General features: G+C 46.9%; 16 protein-coding genes, 1 rRNA gene and 1 other annotated feature. All 17 genes read right to left on the bottom strand.

The window, feature by feature from the left end; all coding sequences use genetic code 11:
* Window positions 1-46 precede the first annotated feature (46 nt).
* The gene (sigH, locus tag AS034_RS21315) at window positions 47-706 is read right to left on the bottom strand and encodes an RNA polymerase sporulation sigma factor SigH (RefSeq protein WP_052011214.1); all 660 of its coding nucleotides are present in this window, start codon (window positions 704-706) and stop codon (window positions 47-49) included.
* 62 nt (window positions 707-768) lie between these two features.
* A complete protein-coding gene (locus tag AS034_RS21310; RefSeq protein WP_032085255.1) occupies window positions 769-1,278 on the bottom strand; it encodes an NYN domain-containing protein in 510 nt (169 codons plus the stop codon).
* A gap of 6 nt (window positions 1,279-1,284) precedes the next feature.
* Window positions 1,285-2,028: a 23S rRNA (guanosine(2251)-2'-O)-methyltransferase RlmB gene (gene rlmB, locus AS034_RS21305; RefSeq protein ID WP_032085254.1), complete on the bottom strand. Its 744-nt coding sequence runs from the start codon at window positions 2,026-2,028 to the stop codon at window positions 1,285-1,287.
* Window positions 2,029-2,031: 3 nt separating this feature from the next.
* Window positions 2,032-2,445, bottom strand: coding sequence for a Mini-ribonuclease 3 (locus AS034_RS21300; protein WP_064563536.1), 414 nt, complete (start codon window positions 2,443-2,445; stop codon window positions 2,032-2,034).
* Entirely contained in the window at window positions 2,445-3,848 is a 1,404-nt protein-coding gene (cysS, locus tag AS034_RS21295; RefSeq protein WP_058300083.1) for a cysteine--tRNA ligase, read from the bottom strand. The genes AS034_RS21300 and cysS overlap by 1 nt, the downstream gene beginning before the upstream one ends.
* On the bottom strand, window positions 3,845-4,495 hold the full coding sequence (gene cysE, locus AS034_RS21290) for a serine O-acetyltransferase (protein WP_032085252.1): 651 nt from the start codon (window positions 4,493-4,495) through the stop codon (window positions 3,845-3,847). The genes cysS and cysE overlap by 4 nt, the downstream gene beginning before the upstream one ends.
* Before the next feature lie 191 nt (window positions 4,496-4,686).
* Window positions 4,687-4,903: a binding site (T-box leader), on the bottom strand.
* Between the two features lie 45 nt (window positions 4,904-4,948).
* Window positions 4,949-6,406, bottom strand: a complete 1,458-nt coding sequence (gltX, locus tag AS034_RS21285; protein ID WP_058300082.1) for a glutamate--tRNA ligase — start codon at window positions 6,404-6,406, stop codon at window positions 4,949-4,951.
* Window positions 6,407-6,728: 322 nt separating this feature from the next.
* Window positions 6,729-7,211, bottom strand: coding sequence for a 2-C-methyl-D-erythritol 2,4-cyclodiphosphate synthase (ispF, locus tag AS034_RS21280; protein WP_058300081.1), 483 nt, complete (start codon window positions 7,209-7,211; stop codon window positions 6,729-6,731).
* Complete coding sequence (gene ispD, locus AS034_RS21275; RefSeq protein WP_032085249.1) at window positions 7,204-7,908, bottom strand: 2-C-methyl-D-erythritol 4-phosphate cytidylyltransferase; 705 nt, start codon at window positions 7,906-7,908, stop codon at window positions 7,204-7,206. The genes ispF and ispD overlap by 8 nt, the downstream gene beginning before the upstream one ends.
* Window positions 7,909-8,450: 542 nt before the next feature.
* Window positions 8,451-9,542: a PIN/TRAM domain-containing protein gene (locus AS034_RS21270; protein ID WP_032085248.1), complete on the bottom strand. Its 1,092-nt coding sequence runs from the start codon at window positions 9,540-9,542 to the stop codon at window positions 8,451-8,453.
* Window positions 9,543-9,755: 213 nt separating this feature from the next.
* Entirely contained in the window at window positions 9,756-10,826 is a 1,071-nt protein-coding gene (gene disA, locus AS034_RS21265; protein WP_058300080.1) for a DNA integrity scanning diadenylate cyclase DisA, read from the bottom strand.
* Between the two features lie 6 nt (window positions 10,827-10,832).
* Window positions 10,833-12,209: a DNA repair protein RadA gene (gene radA, locus AS034_RS21260; RefSeq protein ID WP_058300079.1), complete on the bottom strand. Its 1,377-nt coding sequence runs from the start codon at window positions 12,207-12,209 to the stop codon at window positions 10,833-10,835.
* A 498-nt stretch (window positions 12,210-12,707) separates the two neighbouring features.
* Window positions 12,708-15,149, bottom strand: coding sequence for an ATP-dependent protease ATP-binding subunit ClpC (gene clpC / locus AS034_RS21255; protein WP_032085245.1), 2,442 nt, complete (start codon window positions 15,147-15,149; stop codon window positions 12,708-12,710).
* Between the two features lies 1 nt (window position 15,150).
* Window positions 15,151-16,233 carry a protein-arginine kinase McsB gene (locus tag AS034_RS21250; protein ID WP_058300078.1) on the bottom strand — a complete coding sequence of 361 codons (1,083 nt, stop codon included), beginning with the start codon at window positions 16,231-16,233 and terminating at the stop codon, window positions 15,151-15,153.
* Window positions 16,230-16,778: a protein-arginine kinase activator protein McsA gene (locus tag AS034_RS21245; RefSeq protein WP_058300077.1), complete on the bottom strand. Its 549-nt coding sequence runs from the start codon at window positions 16,776-16,778 to the stop codon at window positions 16,230-16,232. The genes AS034_RS21250 and AS034_RS21245 overlap by 4 nt, the downstream gene beginning before the upstream one ends.
* Before the next feature lie 18 nt (window positions 16,779-16,796).
* Window positions 16,797-17,258, bottom strand: a complete 462-nt coding sequence (locus AS034_RS21240) for a CtsR family transcriptional regulator (RefSeq protein WP_058300076.1) — start codon at window positions 17,256-17,258, stop codon at window positions 16,797-16,799.
* Window positions 17,259-18,076: 818 nt separating this feature from the next.
* A 5S ribosomal RNA gene (rrf, locus tag AS034_RS21235) occupies window positions 18,077-18,193 on the bottom strand.
* Between the last annotated feature and the right edge of the window lie 168 nt (window positions 18,194-18,361).

Raw genomic sequence — 18,361 nt, 5'->3', positions numbered from 1 at the left:
GTCCTATCAAAAATAACACGAGCACCAATTTGTGTCAATAACACAATTACATTGTAATCTCCCGTACTTCAAGATATCTTTCAAGCTTCCGCTTCACACGCTGTAAAGCGTTATCAATCGATTTGACATGACGGTTCAATTCTTCCGAAATTTCCTGATAGGATTGTCCATCGAGATAAAGTGCCAGGACTTTCCTCTCAAGGTCTGAGAGCAGCTGGGCCATCTTATCTTCCATGTTATCGAACTCTTCACGATTGATGATCAATTCTTCGGGATTCATCACCTTCGTACCTGAAATCACATCCAGCAGTGTCCTGTCAGATTCATCATCATAAATGGGCTTGTCCAGTGATACATACGAATTGAGCGGTATATGCTTCTGTCGGGTCGCCGTCTTGATCGCCGTGATGATCTGCCTCGTGATGCATAGTTCGGCAAATGCCTTGAAAGAGGTAAGCTTGTCCTCTTTATAGTCACGGATTGCTTTATAAAGACCAATCATGCCTTCCTGGACGATATCTTCCTTATCCGCCCCGATCAGAAAATAGGAGCGGGCTTTCGCTCTCACAAAATTCCGATATTTTTTGATCAGGAAATCCAGGGCTTCACTATTCCCCTGATGGACCGCTTCTATGATTTCTTCATCATCCATCTTTTCAAATTGACCGGCAATCGCATCCTTCTTGGTGATATTGCTCACACACATCCCCCCGAGCAAAACAATAGATAGAAATATTATACATTACAGAAAATTCAATCGTCAACCGCTCATCGTTCCCCTCGGCGCCATTTTTCGAAAATTTCCGCAACTTCATCGGATAATTGAATCTTGGAAGAAGGCTTATCATCAGTGGATTTACGGACTTTTCTCTCAATCTTTTTTTCAATCACATTTATTTCTGTTAAAAGTTCCCTCGCCGACTTGCGGAGGGCCCCCTGACCGAAGATCGCCCATTGTTCTGTGAAGTCGGAAGTCGCCACATGGATCTGGGTTTTTATGTTCCCGAGTTCGATGGCGAGCTTCTCGATGCGTTCATCTGCGGTTTCATTTTCTCTTGTGAATAACACTTCCACCTTATAATTCTTGTACTTGCGCGCGATGCCCTGTACATAGTAGGCATCGAAGACAACGATAACCCGGTAACCGGTATACCCCTGATATTCCGCCATCTGTTCGACCAGACGGTCACGGGCCGCGGCCAGATCTTTATTCTTCAATTCATTCAGTTCCGGCCAGGCACCGATGATGTTGTATCCATCCACAAGGAGAATATCCATTATTCCCTATTCTCCCAGCGGATGGCGATTCCGGTAAACCTCGTACATCAAGATACTGGCTGCCACCGAGGCATTCAGGGACGTGACGCGGCCGACCATTGGAAGCTGGACGAGGAAGTCACACTTATCACGGAGAATCCTGCTCATCCCTTTCCCTTCACTGCCGATAATAAGACCGATCGGCAATGTCCCGTCAAGCTGGCGATAATCCTGCTTGCCTTTTGCATCCGTTCCGGCAACCCACACCCCGCGCTCTTTAAGCTCGTCCACCGCTCGCGAGAGGTTGGTGACCCGTGCAACAGGGATATGTTCGATGGCCCCCGTTGAAGCTTTTGCCACGGTCGAGGTCAATCCCACTGCCCGCCGTTTAGGAATGATGATCCCATGTGCGCCTGACGCATCCGCCGTCCTCATGATGGAGCCGAGGTTATGGGGATCTTCAAGCTCGTCCAGGATGAGGATGAACGGGTCCTCCCCTTTTTGTGCCGCTTTATCGAAAATGTCATCGATCTCGGCATATTTATAAGCAGCAACAGACGCCACGACTCCCTGATGATTTTCTGCGACCATCTGTTCGATTTTCTTTTTTGGTACATATTGGACCATCACGCCTGCTTCTTTCGCAAGGCCGAGGACCTGCTGGATCGAACCCTTCTGGGAGCCTTCGGCAATCCAGATCTTATTAATTTCCCTCCCCGATTTCAGTGCTTCGATGACGGGATTTCTTCCACCGATAAAATCTTTGCTCATCGCTTACTCCTCCTTTCCTTTCTGTTCGAATATGATGGTGATCAGCTCTTCCAGCCGCTCAGTCCTATTCAGTAAAAATAAATACCCGATCAGCGCTTCAAAAGCGGTACTGTGGTTATACGTCTGTACATCGGTATTCTTTGGGACGCTTCCCGATTTCGCATTGCGCCCGCGCTTGACGATATTGATTTCTTCCTCACTCAGCAGATCTTCATCAAACAGTTTCTTCAATGACGCAGCCTGCGCCTTTGCCGACACATAATTGGTTGCGGCGCGGTGAAGCTGGTTCGGCTTTATTTTCCCTTTCGTCAATAGGAGCTGCCGTACATATGTTTCATAGACGGCATCTCCCATATAGGCAAGGGCAAGGGCATTTATTTGTTTAGCGTCGATCTTTTCATTTGTTTCGTATATCATCAGGATCCCCTTTTCCAGCGTGTACCCTGCGGTGTGTCTTCTAAAATGATATTCATTTCCTTCAGCGTATCACGGATTTCATCAGCAAGCTGGAAGTTCCGGTCTTTACGGGCCTGAATGCGCTTTTCGATCAATTCTTCGACTTCTTCATCCAGAAGTTCCGCTTCAGCTTGCAGGCTGAGACCCAGCACCTCGAAGAAATCTTCGAATTGGTGAAGGAAGGAATCGATGACCTGTACGGCTGTATTCTTCTCCATCAGATAATAGTTCGCCTGGCGTGAAAGTTCAAACAGCACTGAAATTCCATTCGCTGTATTAAAATCATCATCCATTTCGGAGATGAATTGTTCTTTCAGTTCTGCAATCTTATCAAGCCATTCCTGATTGTTATCCGTCAGGTCCGTGCTTGATTCCTTGCGGTGCTTCAGGTTCTCGTATGCAGTCTTGATCCTGTCGAGGGCCGTGTCGGCATTTTGCAGGAGCTCCAGATTATAGTTGATTGGATGGCGGTAATGAACCGACAGCATGAAGAAACGGAGGACTTGTGGATCCTGTTCCTTGATGATGTCGTGAACGAGGACGAAATTCCCCAGCGACTTCGACATTTTTTCGTTATCGATATTAATGTAGCCGTTGTGCATCCAGTACTTTGCGAACGGCTTCCCTGTCAGCGCTTCTGACTGCGCGATTTCATTTTCATGATGAGGGAAAGTGAGATCCTGTCCCCCGGCATGGATATCGATGCTGTCGCCGAGGTAACGCTTAGCCATCGCCGAGCATTCGATATGCCAGCCCGGACGTCCTTCGCCCCACGGGCTATCCCATGAAATCTCGCCTTCTTTCGCAGCTTTCCAAAGGACGAAATCAAGCGGATCTTCTTTCTTGTCGCCCAAATCGATGCGTGCCCCCGCTTTCAGCTCATCGATCGGCTGATGGGAAAGCTTTCCGTATCCTTCGAATTTCCTTGTACGGTAATACACATCACCTTGTGATTCATAAGCATATCCCTTTTCGATAAGAGCCGATACAAAGTCGATGATCGTTTGAATGTTATCGGTAACGGTCGGGTGGATATCCGCCTTTTTGCAGCCGAGCGCCCCCGTGTCCTCGAAGTATGCCTCGATGAAACGCTTGGCGATCGCAGGCACCTCTTCGCCCAATTCGTTCGCTGCTTTGATCAGCTTGTCGTCGACATCTGTGAAATTGGATACGAATTGGACATCATACCCTCTATATTCCAAATAACGTCTGACTGTATCAAATACGATGGCAGGACGGGCATTTCCGATATGAATATAGTTGTATACGGTCGGCCCGCACACATACATCTTCACTTTACCCTCTTCCAGCGGCTGAAATTCCTCTTTCTTTCTGGTTAACGTATTATATAAACGAATCGTCACAATGATCGACTCCTTCCCTCATGGTCCTTAAGTAGTGTTTTCAGTTCATCGATTTCTTCCTGCATCTGTTTCATCCGGTCGTAAACAGGATCGGGCAGATTGCTGTGATTCAGGTCCTTCTGCACCTTTACTCCATCCCTTATCACAATTCTTCCCGGTATGCCGACAACAGTGGAGTTCGGGGGCACATCCTTCAACACAACAGATCCGGCACCGACTTTGGAATTCTCGCCGACTATGATCGAGCCCAGTACCTTCGCACCGGTTGCAACCAGTGCATTATCATGGATCGTCGGATGGCGTTTCCCTTTTTCCTTGCCGGTCCCCCCAAGGGTCACCCCCTGGAAAATCGTCACATTATCGCCTATCTCACACGTTTCCCCGATCACCACTCCCATACCGTGGTCAATGAAGAACCTGCGGCCGATCTTCGCCCCCGGATGGATCTCGATCCCGGTGAAGAACCGGCTGATTTGTGAAATCACCCTGGCCAGGAAGAAAAACTTCCGTTTGAAAAACGCATGCGCGATCCGGTGGGACCAGATGGCATGAAGGCCCGAATATGTCAGAATCACTTCGATATAGCTCCTGGCAGCCGGATCCTGATCGAACACCACATCGATATCTTCCTTGAATGTCTTAAACATCGTCTTCCCTCCTATCTGGAAAAGCGCAAACACTTTGTTCAGGCCCGACCAACGATTTTGTTCCGACCAGTGAAGTCGTTCTTTGACTTCATTGTCAGTCCGGAACGTCTCGATTTGCCGGGCACTGGAGCTGGCCACTTCTTAGATTTGAATTATTTTTCTTGAAAATAAAAAAACGCCCCTGTCATAACGACAGAGACGCATCGGCAGCGCGGTTCCACTCTGATTGAGAAGCATAAATCTCCTCCACCTCGACCTGTTAACGGCAGGAAACCGCCGCTGCCTACTTATTTCAGCAGCGGGCTCTGAGGTGCATTTCAGAAAGGGAGAGGCCTGAACCACTTTCAGCCGGTGATGGTTCTCTCTTCTAAGCGTCCTTTTCTTACTTCTCCTCATCAACGCGATATCATTAATTAATTGGTACTCTTACTATATTACATTTATCCAGAAATGTTAACCTAAAAGGCTCTGTAGACGATGCTTTACTTTATCTTTCCCTAAAAGCTCGATTGCATTCGGCAATTCAGGACCGTGTGTCTGACCGGTAACGGCAGCACGGATCGGCATGAACAGCTTTTTCCCTTTATGTCCGGTCGATTTTTGAACGGCCTTGATCGATTTTTTGATTTCAGCCGCTTCGTAGTTTTCAAGCGCATCAATCTCTTCAAGGAATGCCTTAAGGACTTCCGGCACCTGCTCTTCATCCAGGACAGCCTTTGCATCTGCATCATAGTCAAGGTCCGTCTTGAAGAACATCTCGGACAATTCCACAATCTCTGCACCAAAGCTCATTTGCTCCTGATAAAGTGAAATGACGCCTTTTGCCCATTCACGCTTCTCATCTGTCATCGGCTCTTCAAGCTTGCCCGCCTTAACCAGATGAGGAAGTGAAAGTTCCACCACTTGATCGAGCTCAAGATTCTTCATGTATTGATTGTTCATCCAAGTCAGCTTCTGGTTGTCAAACAGCGCTGAAGAAGTCGATAAACGTTCAGGATCGAAGATTTCAATGAACTCTTCTCTCGAGAACAATTCCTCTTCCCCTTTAGGCGACCAGCCCAATAGCGCAATGAAGTTGAATAACGCTTCCGGCAGATAGCCGAGGGCTTCATACTGTTCAATGAATTGAATGATGCTTTCATCACGCTTGCTCAACTTTTTGCGGCTTTCATTTACAATCAATGTCATATGACCATATACAGGCGCTTCCCACCCAAATGCTTCAAAGATCATCAGCTGTTTAGGTGTATTCGAGATATGGTCTTCACCGCGAAGGACGTGAGAGATCTTCATCAAATAATCATCCACTGCCACCGCAAAGTTATAAGTAGGCGTTCCGTCCTTCTTCGCAATGACGAAGTCACCGATCCCATCGGATTCGAAGGAAACGTCTTCTTTCACGATATCATTGAACGTATACACTTTGCCTGCAGGCACTCTGAAACGAATGCTCGGCTGGCGGCCTTCAGCTGCAAGGCGCTCCTGGTCTTCCTGCGTTAAATTACGGCATTTGCCGGAATACCGCGGCATCTGGCCTGCTTCCGTCTGCGCTTCACGCTCCGCTTCAAGTTCTTCCTCGGTGCAGTAGCACTTATAGGCCTGACCGCTTTCTAACAGCTCGTTCAAATACTGCTCATAGATATGGTTACGCTCTGATTGGCGGTACGGTCCGTATTCACCTGGTTTATCGACGCTTTCATCCCAGTCGATCCCGAGCCATTGAAGGTATTTCAGCTGGCTTTCTTCGCCACCTTCAATGTTTCTCTTTTTATCTGTATCTTCAATACGGATGATGAATTTACCGTTTACGCTGCGGGCAAACAGGTAGTTGAACAGGGCTGTCCTTGCATTACCGATATGTAAATGTCCCGTTGGACTCGGGGCATAACGTACACGAACTTCATTTGTCATGGGTGTTTCCTCCTTTAGATACGTGCTAGAATCCTCTGCTTATTTTAACATCGTTGTGAGAGGGAATAAAGCGGATTTTTATATGGTTATTTCTATGTGAAGACTTCTAACTGAGTCCGTTGATTTCCGCGGCAGGCACTCGCTTTCCGCGGGCGGTCCGGGAGCCTCCTCGGCGCTCTGCGCCTGTGGGGTCTCCCTCGACTCGCTTTTCCCGCAGGAGTCGAGTGCCTTCCGCAATCAACTTAGTGGCAGGAACAATGATTCCCTTCTTAATCGCTCTATCAAAAAACAGTACATTTATATAAAAGCTTCTTATTCTTAGTTAAACGCCTTTCTTTTGTATCAACACCGTAGTCTGGGCGGCTATTCCTTCTCCGCGGCCGGTGAAGCCGAGTTTTTCTGAGGTTGTAGCTTTGACGTTTACCTGGGTGATGTCAGCTTCAAGGAGTTCTGCGATGCGTCCCCTCATCTGATCGATGTAAGGTGCCATTTTTGGCTTTTGGGCGATGATGGTACAGTCGATGTTTCCAAGCTCATAGCCTTCATCCTTCACAAGCATCCAGACGTGCTGCAGAAGTTTGGCGGAGTCCGCATCCTTGAATTCAGGGTCTGTATCAGGGAAGTGCTTACCGATATCCCCTGCTGCAACCGCACCAAGGCATGCATCCGCCACGGCATGAAGCAGTACGTCGGCATCTGAGTGCCCCAATAGTCCTTTTTCATACGGGATGGTGATCCCGCCCATGATCAATGGTCTGCCTTCTGTTAATTGATGTACATCAAAACCTTGTCCGATTCTAAACATATTTATTTCCTCCACTCATTTCCTCTTGCTTCTTCACAATCGCTTCTGCAAAATACAGATCTTCAGGTGTTGTCAGTTTTATATTATCGTAGTCGCTTTCCACGATCGATACATCGATGCCAATCCTTTCAGCGAGGGAAGCATCATCAGTCCCAAGGAATCCGTCCGCGGCCGCTTCACTATGGGCACGTTTGAGTAATGGCAATCGAAATGCCTGCGGGGTCTGCACCATCCACAAGCTTGAGCGTTCGATCGTTTCCTCGACCGTGCCGCCCTTTACTTTCTTGATCGTATCTTTCACCGGGACAGCGGCAATCGCCGCTCCGGAAGATTCCGCTTCCTCTGTGAGTTGATGGATCGTCGCCTGTTTGATGAATGGTCTTGCTCCGTCATGAACAAGGACGATACCCCCATCGATCTCAAGAACTGCGTTATAGACAGAGTGCTGCCTTTCTTCACCGCCGTCGACCAGTTTCACTACCTTTTTGATGCTGAAGCGCTGGATCAATTCCTGGAGCGTTTCACGGTCGCCGGGATGGATGGCCAAATAGATGCCTCTGCAGGCCGGATCACGGTCAAACACCCGCAGTGTATGGATGATGACGGGGCAGTTATTCAGCTCGAGCAGCAATTTATTTTTACCTGCTTTCATTCGTTTTCCTTGTCCGGCAGCAGGGATGACAACTCTATACTCCATACCTTAACTCCTTTGTCTCTTTCGTTGGTCAGTCTTTATTATAGCTTACCGTATTGGGGGAGTCAGGGCAAAGTTGGTGAATGATTATAGGATGCGAGAAAAAATACCCGCTGAATACCGCTATTGATTTCCGTGGAAGACTTCGCTTTCCGCGGGTGACCCGTGAGCCTCCTCGGCTTCGCCTGCGGGTTAGAAAAGCGGAAGGGCTTTGCTCAGAGGCGGGTGGCATAAGGCGAATCGACCACGAAGGCGTTCTTTGCCTTCTTGGGCGAGTTGACTTATGTCATGTGCCTCTAAGCCATGCAGCTGGACAGGTCTCACCTAACACGCTTCTCCCGCAGGAGTCTACGCCCTGCACTCCAATCAACCGCTGGGTATGGCCTGATACACTTCCGCTATACAATATGTATAATTTCTTCCAGTGAAATCTGCCAATAAAAGTTATAAAATAAGCCAGCCTGAAAGATTTGGAGACCTTTCAGACTGACTTGGTTTATTGATATTGTTCAGCTTGGACGGCAAGCCGCTTCCACTTTTATTTGTTAGAGTGCTTTTTCGAGTTGTTTGGGTTTGGCGAAGATCATTCGGCCTGCGGATGTTTGCAGGACGCTTGTTACAAGGACGTCGATGTATTTGCCGATGTAGTTGCGGCCTTCTTCGACGACGATCATCGTTCCATCGTCCAAGTATGCGATACCTTGATTATGTTCCTTACCGTCTTTTATCACCTGGACCTTCAATTCCTCTCCAGGGAGGACAACAGGCTTCACGGCATTTGCAAGATCATTGATATTTAATACTTGTACACTTTGAAGATCGCAGACTTTATTCAGGTTGAAGTCATTTGTCACGACGATGCCGTTCGTAAGCTTTGCCAGTTTCACAAGCTTCGAATCAACTTCCTGGATTTCTTCAAAGTCTCCTTCGTAAATCTGAACCTCGACCGGCAGTTCTTTCTGGATACGGTTTAAGATATCAAGTCCTCTTCGTCCACGGTTTCGTTTTAACACATCCGATGAATCGGCAATATGCTGAAGCTCTTCCAAGACAAATTGAGGAATGACAACGATTCCTTCAAGGAATCCGGTCTGACAGATATCCGCGATACGTCCGTCGATGATTACGCTTGTATCCAAAATCTTAAGTGTTTTAACCCCGTTTTCTTCAAGGTCTTCCTCAGACCCCTTTTTCCTGCCTTTGCCGGCAGCCGGAAACAGGTTCATCAGTTCATCTCTCTTTTTAAAGCCAACCTGGAATCCCAGATAACCAAGAATCAAAGTTAATAGAATGGGAACGACCGTGTTCACGATCGGAATTTCCATCTGGTTAAAAGGAATACCAAATAAATAAGCTACAAAAAGTCCGATAATCAAGCCGAGGCTTCCGAATAATAAATCAGTTACAGGCGCCTTTACAAGACTATCTTCAAACCACTTAACGAAATTGACTACGTACTCGACCGCCCAAAACGTAAGAATATAAAAGATAATGGCACCAAATATGGCAGTCATATAAGGGTTATTTAACAAAGGAATGTCAGATAAATTTAGTACGGTTAACAATTCGGGAAGAAGAAAGATCCCAAGTGTCCCGCCTACGATAAGGAAGCATGCTTTCACGATATTCTTTAACATTCCCTCACCTCCTCCTACTCATTATAAACAATTTACTATTTTTAAAACGTCCGAAATAGGAAAACTTCGTGAATTTAACCCAAAAGAAATATTTTGATACAGTGGACCCAATTCTAATGAGGGTCTTAAAAAAAGGCTAACATGTCCGGGTCTGACTGTCAATTTTTTGAAAAAGATACCATTGTACCATAACAGGGCCTTTATGACTAGCTTTTACAATTGACGGTCTGCGAACGTCTGTTCTTTTATGAGTTTGAGACCTTCTTTGATTTTTCTTGCCCTTACTTCCCCGATTCCTTCCACTTCGTCCAGGTCATCCACTGAAGCACTGCACACTTTCGGCAGTGACTCGAATTCCGTGATCAGGTTTTCAATGATGACAATCGGAAGACGGGGGATCTTATTCAGCACGCGGTATCCCCGCGGGCAGATGGCATCATCGTGATGCACATAGCCATGGTGGCCGAGAAGTTTTAGGAGGACATTATCATCGAGTACCTCAGAGTGTACAAGTTCCTGGAATTTATACAGCACTTCAAATGGCTTGATGTCCCGGTTATGTGCATAATCCCTGATGATGAGCATCGCTTCCTCTTCAATGTCCGCAAGCAGCTCATTCATCTGCAGGCGGATCAGCCTTCCTTCCGTCCCAAGCTCACTCAGGTACGTCAGCAGTTCATTCTTGATGCGCAGAACCATCTCAAATCGGTGAAGTACCTGAAGAAGGTCGCCATAGGTGACAAGCTCTTCAAACTCCAGGACAGACAGATTTGAAATACTCTGATCAAGTACGACTTTGTACTTTTCCAATGTCTGAATGGCCTGATTTGCCTTTGTTAAAATAACCGAAATATCCTTGAGCGCATATCGGAAACCACCCTGATAAAGCGTTATGACATTGCGTCTCTGTGAAATGGCAATCACGAGGGCATTTGTCTGCCTCGCAACCCTCTCCGCCGTCCGGTGCCTCATTCCGGTTTCAGTGGAAGGCACGTACACATCAGGAGCCAGCTGGGCATTGGCATACAGAATCTTCGTACCGGCATCATTTAAAATAATCGCGCCGTCCATCTTTGCAAGTTCATACAAATAGCTCGGGGAAAAAGGGCTGTTAATATGAAATCCGCCATCGACCACAGATCTGACTTTGTCATTATAACCGACAACGATCAGCCCTCCCGTTTTTGCCCGAAGCACATTATCTATACCCTCTCTGATCGGCGCACCGGGCGCGACAAACTGCAATATATCAGAAATCGATTTCTCGGTTTTTTTCTCTTCCATACCTCTTTATCCTCCTAAAATAAGGGACAATGCCTCATTTATCGTGGCTACTCCCACTACATTGATATCAGAAGGCGGGTGCCATCCGCTCAAATTATTTTGGGGTACGATCACACGTTTGAACCCTAATTTGGCTGCTTCCTGGACCCGTTGTTCAATTCTCGAAACTCTCCTGATCTCACCGGTAAGCCCTACTTCCCCGATGATGCAGTCATGGGGGTTGGAAGCTTTATCCCGGAAACTGGAAGCGATGCTCGCAGCCACCGCCAAGTCGATTGCCGGTTCGTCAAGCTTCACCCCGCCGGCCACTTTGAGATAGGCATCCTGCTGCTGCAAGAGCATTCCCACACGCTTCTCCAATACAGCCATGATCAAGGAAACCCGGCTGTGCTCGATCCCGGTCGCCATACGGCGCGGATTATTAAAACTTGTCGGCGTGACCAGCGCCTGGATTTCAACAAGCACAGGCCGCGTCCCTTCCATCGAAGCGACGACGGTGGATCCTGTCGCTCCTTCAGAACGCTCCTCAAGGAATATCTCAGAAGGATTGGCCACCTCTTCAAGCCCCAATTCTTTCATTTCGAATATACCCATCTCATTCGTCGATCCAAAACGGTTTTTCACCGCTCTTAAAATACGATAGGAATGATGGCGCTCTCCTTCAAAATAAAGAACCGTATCAACCATATGTTCGAGCAGTCTCGGTCCTGCAATCGAACCTTCTTTAGTAACATGCCCCACAATGAAGATCGCAATGCCTTTCGTTTTTCCGATTCTCATCAAATCCGCCGTACATTCACGAACCTGGGAAACGCTGCCCGGGGCGGATGTCACTTCAGGATGATAAATCGTCTGTATGGAGTCGATGATCACAAAATCAGGCTCCAGATGCTCGATCGTCTGGTGGATGGATTCCAAATTAGTTTCTGCATAAATATATAGTTCGTCGCCCTTTATATTCAATCGATCAGCTCGCAGTTTTGTCTGCTTGATCGATTCTTCCCCTGAAATATACAAGACTTTCTGATTTTGCTGTGCCAGCTGCGAGGAAACCTGAAGCAGTAAAGTAGATTTCCCTATACCCGGATCTCCCCCTATTAAAACCAGCGAGCCAGGTACAACACCGCCGCCGAGGACCCGGTTCAATTCCCGGGATTCGGTCAGTACCCGCGGCTCCTGTCTGGTTTCGATGGATGATAGTTTCTCAGCCTTCGAAGGTCCCGTTTTCTCGCTGTGCATAAAAGCAGCCCTGGGCTGTTTCCCGGTGATGGCCACCTCTTCTACCATCGTATTCCACTCACCGCACCCTGGACATTTCCCCATCCATTTAGGAGATTCGTATCCGCACGAAGAACATACAAATTTCGTCTTTTTCTTTGCCAAATCAGTCTTCTCCTCTTCTACTCTATTTTAACGAACGTCGATTCATACCAATCCTATTGGATTGATTGTAACGATTTTGTGTAATCCTTTCAATGAAAAGCCCTTCGGGTGTATGTATGAAAGATTTCCAGTCTTGCACTTACAATACCGCTTTTGATTTCCGTGCAAGACTTCGCTTTCCGCGGGTAGCCCGTGAGCCTCCTCGGCTTCGCCTGCGGGTCGGAAAAGCGGAGGGGCTTTGCTCAGAGGCGGGTGGCATAAGGCGAATCGGCCATGAAGGCGTTCTCTGCCTTCTTGGGCGAATTGACTTATGTCATGTGCCTCTAAGCCCCGCAGCTAGACAGGTCTCACATTGGCCACTTCTCCCGCAGGAGTCTTCGTCTTGCACTCCAATCAACCGCTGGAGCAGATTAAGAAATCCCAACAAATCATCAATAATAAATTATCAAAAAAGAGGTACACGCCTTTCTTGTACGTGTACCTCTTTTCACCAGGTGATTAGGTAGTGGTATTTGCTTCTTCTTTTACTTTTACGACGAATTCTTTATCTTCGACGTCTATCAGGATATTTTGGCCTGTCAGGACTTTTCCTCTGAGAAGCTCTTCTGACAGCTTATCTTCGACGTGCTTTTGAATCGCACGGCGCAGCGGTCTGGCCCCGTATTCAGGATCGAATCCTTCATCCGCAATCTTTTCTTTTGCAGCGGATGACAGCTCGATATGGATATCCTGTTCCTTCAGGCGTTTTGTTAGCTGATCGGACATCAGCGTGACGATTTCTTTTAAATGATCTTTCTCTAAAGAGTGGAAGACGATGATTTCATCGATACGGTTAAGGAACTCGGGACGGAATGCTCTCTTAAGCTCTTCCATGACCTTCCCTTTCATATCTTTGTAATCTTCTTTTCCATCCTGGATGTTGAAGCCGACATACTTATTGCTCTTCAGCGACTGTGCACCGACGTTCGATGTCATGATGAGCACAGTATTCCTGAAGTCGACCGTTCTGCCTTTCGAGTCAGTCAATCGCCCGTCTTCAAGTACTTGAAGCAGGATATTGAAGACATCCGGGTGAGCTTTTTCAATCTCATCCAGCAGGATGACGGAGTAAGGCTTGCGGCGCACTTTTTCCGTCAGCTGTCCGCCTTCATCGTACCCCACGTAGCCTGGAGGAGACCCGACGAGTCTTGAAGTCGAATGCTTTTCCATGTACTCGGACATGTCAATCCGGATCATCGCTTCCTCATCACCGAACATGGACTCTGCGAGCGCGCGGGCAAGCTCGGTCTTCCCTACACCGGTAGGCCCGAGGAATATGAAGGAACCGATCGGACGCTTAGGGTCCTTCAGTCCAGCGCGGGCACGGCGTACAGCTTTTGAAACGGCCACTACCGCTTCAGACTGGCCGATCACCCTTGAATGAAGGATTTCTTCGAGCTTCAACAGACGGTCCGTTTCTGTCTGCGCAAGTTTAGATACAGGCACTCCCGTCCAGTTTGATACGACTGTCGCGATATCTTCGACGGTCACCTCTGTATTTTCCTGTCCCTGCTTTTCTTTCCACGTATTCTTGGTCTCTTCCAGCTCTTCGCGAAGCTTCTGCTCTGTATCCCGAAGTGACGCGGCTTTTTCAAACTCCTGGCTTTGAACCGCAGCATCTTTTTCTTTGCGGATCTCTTCAAGCTTTGATTCAAGCTCCTTCAGATTCGGAGGGGTTGTATATGAACGAAGGCGGACTTTAGAGCCTGCTTCATCTATTAAATCAATCGCTTTATCCGGCAGGAACCGGTCTGAAATGTAACGGTCTGATAATTTGACCGCAGCCTCAATTGCATGATCCGTGATCGATACACGGTGGTGGGCTTCATAGCGGTCACGGAGACCCTTCAAGATCTGGATGGACTCCTCTGCTGTCGGCTCATTCACCTGGATAGGCTGGAAGCGGCGTTCGAGGGCTGCATCCTTTTCAATATACTTGCGGTACTCATCAAGCGTAGTCGCGCCGATACATTGAAGTTCACCGCGTGCAAGTGACGGTTTAAGGATATTGGAAGCATCGATCGCTCCCTCTGCCCCGCCGGCACCGATCAAGGTATGAAGCTCATCGATGAAGAGGATGATGTTTCCTGCCTGACGGATTTCATCCATCACTTTCTTCAGGCGGTCTTCAAACTCTCCGCGGTATTTCGTACCCGCAACAACCGTTCCCATATCGAGCGTCATAACGCGCTTGTCACGGAGGATCTCCGGAACTTCGTTAGCGATGATCTGCTGGGCAAGCCCTTCTGCAATCGCCGTTTTACCTACGCCGGGCTCCCCGATCAGTACCGGGTTGTTTTTCGTGCGTCGGCTCAATACCTCGATGACACGCTGGATTTCCTTGCTTCGCCCGATAACGGGATCAAGGCTTCCTTCACGGGCAATTGCAGTCAAATCACGGGCCAGGCTGTCTAGCGTCGGGGTGTTCGCATTGGTGCTGCCGCCTCCCTGATGATTGTTCGAATCATTACTGCCAAGAAGCTGAAGCACCTGCTGCCTTGCCTTATTCAAGCTGACGCCGAGGTTTCCAAGTACTCTCGCTGCCACGCCTTCACCTTCACGGATCAAACCGAGTAAAATATGTTCCGTACCTACATATGAGTGGCCAAGCTTGCGCGCTTCATCCATCGACAGTTCGATGACCTTCTTCGCTCTCGGTGTATAGTGGATCGTCTGGGACTTCTCGGTGCCTTTCCCGATGAGGCCTTCTACTTCCTTCTGGATTTTTTCCGGGCTTAGTCCCAGTGCAGTCAAAGCTTTTGCTGCAATACCTTCGCCTTCACGGACAAGTCCCAATAAAATATGTTCAGTGCCAATATTACTGTGCGCCAAGCGGATTGCTTCTTCTTGAGCAAGTGCCAATACCTTTTGTGCTCTTTCTGTAAATCGACCAAACATCATATTATTCTTCCTCCTCACATGCGTCTTTATCTAATTTAATTCGCTCTCGTATCAAAGAAGACCTTCTTATGTCTCGTTCATTCGGTCTGAGGGGCCCTCCCGAGTATTGCTGAAGGAACCCCGGCTGAGTCAAAATCATTAGTTCATTCAATATATTCTTGGATATGTTTTTGATGTATCCTAAATCGATTCCAAGTCTTACATCGGATAAACATTTCGCTGCTTCCTTGGACTCGATGATGCGGCTGTGTTCGAGCACCCCGAGAGACCGGAACACTCTGTCTTCTAATTGTATGTTTGATGTCTTGACTAATGCTTCCCGTGCGGACTCTTCTTTTTCGATGATCTGCCTTACGACGCTTAATAAGTCTTCCACAATATCCTCTTCAGATTTTCCTAACGTGATCTGATTCGAAATTTGAAAGATGTTTCCGAGGGCTTCACTTCCTTCACCGTAAATACCCCTCACCACCAGCCCGAGCTGGTTGATAGCAGGAATGATGCGGTTCAACTGCTGGGTCAGTACAAGCCCGGGAAGGTGCATCATGACAGAGGCCCTGAGGCCCGTGCCAACATTCGTCGGGCACGTCGTTAAGTATCCGTGTTTCTCATCAAACGCATAATCGAATTCACTTTCAAACCAATCGTCGATTTCATTGGCCCGGTTCAACGCTTCTTTCAGCTGCAATCCCGGATATAGACACTGTATTCGAATATGGTCTTCTTCGTTTATCATAATGCTTACATCTTCTTCATTTGATAAAAGAACTGCACCTTCATTCTCGTTTTCCGCTAAATTCGGACTAATGAGGTGTTTCTCCATCAATACCCTTTTTTGAAGAGGTTGAATCTCATTCGTGGCCAGAAATTCTAATTGACCTAAAGCTTTTGGGTAATGAGGGACTTTACCCCTCACCGTGCTCACAATTTCTTTCGCTTCTTCCGCTGAATACAGCGTTGAGAAACGGAAATCGGTAAAATTGCGGGCTAGTCGGACCCGGGAGCTGAGTACGATATCCGAATTCGGACCTTCATCATTCATCCAAGAGCTGACGGCATTACTTAAGAATCTCTCAAGACTCATTGCGCATCCCCTCCCTCTTTTTTAACCTCTTTTTCAAGGGAGCGGATTTCATCTCTGATTTCGGCCGCTTTCTCAAACTCCTCATTTTCGATCGAGTTCTGTAAATCTGTCCTCAATTCCAGAATCTTTTTCTTTATATGGATGGCCCCGCCCATTCGTTCGGGAACTTTCCCGTGATGTTCGACATTGCCGCTGTGCACTCTTTTTAAAATGGGATCAAGCTGGGATTTGAAGGTCTCGTAACAGTGAGCACATCCAAACCGCCCCACTTTGACGAACTGCTGAAACGTCATCTTGCATTTTTCACATTGTAAAACCTCTTGCTGAGGAACCTCTGAAGTTTTCGCCTGCTTTAAGGCAGGTGATATATTAAGGAGTCCGGCCAATAAGTTGTTAACTGAAAATCCAGGTGAAGAATCAAACATAAACTGATCTCCCTTGTCCTGGGCACAGTGTTCACACAAATGCACTTCCGTCTTTTCCCCGTTCACCACTTTTGTAAAATGAAGAGTGGCCGGCCTCTCATTGCATTCTTGACATATCATCCAACTCACCTCTCAACCTTACTCATACTTCAAGCTATCAAGCATAGCCTTTAACATTCTGCCGCGCAGTATATCCCTTTCAGGCAATTCAACCATGATCACGGAACGATCCATTACGCTCAGCATGATCTTGGCTTCCCGCGCAGAAATGATATCTTCCTCTACCAGTCTGAAAATAATATCTGCTGCCGTAGTTTGACTGACCGCTTTCGTCACCAGTGATACAAGCTGATCTATAAGATGGACCTGATCATGGGCCTTTACCTTCATAATCCGGATATAGCCCCCTCCGCCCCTTTTACTCTCAACCACATACCCTCTCTCGATTGTGAAACGGGTATTGATCACATAATTAATTTGAGAAGGAACACATTGAAACTTATCCGCAATTTCGCTTCTTTTTATTTCGACTATTTCACTTTCACTGAGATCCAAAACATTCTTTAAATAATTTTCAATGATGTCGGAAATGTTCCTCATCAGACCTCCTCCTCATTTTGACTTTGACTATATTTGACTATAATTATACAATCGAGCCCCGAACTTTGCAATTGAGAACTCACTCTTAGAAGTTTTCCTGTTTTGGAAAACTTTTAAACGTATAAAATGGATGTTGTTTGAGATTGTGATGGGTGTTTGATGCTGCCTGGGATAGTGTATGTTTTGGGGATGTGGGGGGTTAATGGGTGATGTTTTAGTGGTTGGGTTGGAACTTGGTTAGAGGGCGGATATGGTTTGCCGGTATGGAAGGTCGGTGTATTGTAGGAGATTGTTGGCGGCGGGTACGGGGTTGATCTACCGGTTGGCATATTCGATATTAAAGGAGGCGTTATATATTTGGACTCTTGATAAAGTCTCAGTTTCGGTTTTGATAGTAAATGCAGGTTTGCGCTAATAAGAAGACGGAGTCGATAATATCGTAATGCATTTGAAAAAAGGATTTTCTGTTTCGATAATAAAAGTTCGATTTCCGATAATACATTCGTTGATTTCGATAATAAAAAGTCGATCTTCGATAATATCTTGGATCTAGCCACCAACCTGATTCTCAATTTATTGATATTTATACAAAATGGGCACGTTTTTAATAAGAACATGACTTACTTTTCCAACCAGGCCGAGGTTTTTTATTAAAATAGACAAATAACGGGCTTGAATGGAGGAAATTTGATGCTTTTAATAAAATAAATGAGAAGACGTTTTTAGTTAACATTATACACTGCTATACCTTTATCGTTTTACTCCATACAACAACACAAAAAAAGAACAACTCCTAAGAGCTGCCCTTTTTTCTATTTGCCTGGCGATGTCCTACTCTCACAGGGGGAGATCCCCCAACTACCATCGGCGCTGAAGAGCTTAACTTCCGTGTTCGGCATGGGAACGGGTGTGACCTCTTCGCCATAATCACCAGACGAATATTCAATTGAAGGGTTTGTTCCTTCAAAACTAGATAAAGAATTGATGTCAAGAATACCGGTATTGCCGTGTTGTTCATTTAAAAATGACTCTTTGTGGTTAAGTCCTCGATCGATTAGTATCAGTCAGCTCCACATGTCGCCATGCTTCCACCTCTGACCTAT

The sequence above is a fragment of the [Bacillus] enclensis genome, assembly GCF_001456935.1.
Classification (GTDB): Bacteria; Bacillota; Bacilli; order Bacillales; family Bacillaceae_B; genus Rossellomorea; species Rossellomorea enclensis.
Note: the sequence above shows the minus strand (reverse complement) of the source record. Positions and strands in the feature narration are given on the sequence as shown.

Excerpts from the sequence above, each read along its gene's own strand:
- sigH (WP_052011214.1), bottom strand. The coding sequence starts at position 706 with ATGTGTGTGAGCAATATCACCAAGAAGGATGCGATTGCCGGTCAATTT.
- AS034_RS21310 (WP_032085255.1), bottom strand. The coding sequence starts at position 1,278 with ATGGATATTCTCCTTGTGGATGGATACAACATCATCGGTGCCTGGCCG.
- rlmB (WP_032085254.1), bottom strand. The coding sequence starts at position 2,028 with ATGAGCAAAGATTTTATCGGTGGAAGAAATCCCGTCATCGAAGCACTG.
- AS034_RS21300 (WP_064563536.1), bottom strand. The coding sequence starts at position 2,445 with ATGATATACGAAACAAATGAAAAGATCGACGCTAAACAAATAAATGCC.
- cysE (WP_032085252.1), bottom strand. The coding sequence starts at position 4,495 with ATGTTTAAGACATTCAAGGAAGATATCGATGTGGTGTTCGATCAGGAT.
- gltX (WP_058300082.1), bottom strand. The coding sequence starts at position 6,406 with ATGACAAATGAAGTTCGTGTACGTTATGCCCCGAGTCCAACGGGACAT.
- ispF (WP_058300081.1), bottom strand. The coding sequence starts at position 7,211 with ATGTTTAGAATCGGACAAGGTTTTGATGTACATCAATTAACAGAAGGC.
- ispD (WP_032085249.1), bottom strand. The coding sequence starts at position 7,908 with ATGGAGTATAGAGTTGTCATCCCTGCTGCCGGACAAGGAAAACGAATG.
- AS034_RS21270 (WP_032085248.1), bottom strand. The coding sequence starts at position 9,542 with ATGTTAAAGAATATCGTGAAAGCATGCTTCCTTATCGTAGGCGGGACA.
- disA (WP_058300080.1), bottom strand. The coding sequence starts at position 10,826 with ATGGAAGAGAAAAAAACCGAGAAATCGATTTCTGATATATTGCAGTTT.
- clpC (WP_032085245.1), bottom strand. The coding sequence starts at position 15,149 with ATGATGTTTGGTCGATTTACAGAAAGAGCACAAAAGGTATTGGCACTT.
- AS034_RS21250 (WP_058300078.1), bottom strand. The coding sequence starts at position 16,233 with ATGAGTCTTGAGAGATTCTTAAGTAATGCCGTCAGCTCTTGGATGAAT.
- AS034_RS21245 (WP_058300077.1), bottom strand. The coding sequence starts at position 16,778 with ATGATATGTCAAGAATGCAATGAGAGGCCGGCCACTCTTCATTTTACA.
- AS034_RS21240 (WP_058300076.1), bottom strand. The coding sequence starts at position 17,258 with ATGAGGAACATTTCCGACATCATTGAAAATTATTTAAAGAATGTTTTG.